Source organism: Streptomyces sp. NRRL S-118, assembly GCF_000716335.1.
Lineage (GTDB): Bacteria > Actinomycetota > Actinomycetes > Streptomycetales > Streptomycetaceae > Streptomyces.
This window is the reverse complement of record NZ_KL591003.1, coordinates 157,558-158,246: the sequence shown is the minus strand read 5'-3', so window position 1 is coordinate 158,246 and position 689 is coordinate 157,558. Positions and strand designations below refer to the sequence as shown.

Below are 689 nucleotides of genomic sequence, written 5' to 3'. Positions count from 1 at the left end.
AACACCATCGTCGCGAACGCCCGTACCGACGAGCTGCTGGAGGAGTCCCAGCGGCTGACGGCCGAACTCCAGGCACGCTCGGCGGAACTGCAGGTCCAGCAGGAGGAGCTGCAGCGCTCGAACGCGGAACTGGAGGAGAAGGCCGCCCTGCTGGCCGCCCAGAACCGCGACATCGAGACCAAGAACCTGGAGATCGAGCAGGCCCGGCAGGAACTGGAGACCCGCGCCCAGCAGCTGTCCCTGGCCTCGAAGTACAAGTCGGAGTTCCTGGCCAACATGAGCCACGAACTGCGCACCCCGCTCAACAGCCTGCTCATCCTCGCCCAGCTGCTGGCGCAGAACCCCACCCGCAACCTCACCCCGAAGCAGGTCGAGTACGCGGGCATCATCCACTCCGCCGGCTCCGACCTGCTCCAGCTCATCAACGACATCCTGGACCTGTCCAAGGTCGAGGCCGGCAAGATGGACATCAACCCCGAGCGGGTCGCGCTGCGGCAGCTCCTCGACTACGTCGAGGCCACCTTCCGCCCCATGACCACGCAGAAGGGCCTGGACTTCACGATCACCACGGCCCCCGGAGTCCCGTCCGACCTGCTGACCGACGACTCCCGGCTGCGGCAGGTGCTGCGCAACCTGCTCTCCAACGCGGTCAAGTTCACCGACCGCGGCAGCGTCGAACTGCGCATCGA

Annotated in this window: 1 protein-coding gene; it reads left to right on the top strand. The window is 66.8% G+C overall.

The genetic code is table 11. From position 1 onward, the window contains the following. On the top strand, nt 1–689 hold a 689-nt coding region (locus IH00_RS43880; RefSeq protein ID WP_039946584.1), incomplete at both ends, for a sensor histidine kinase.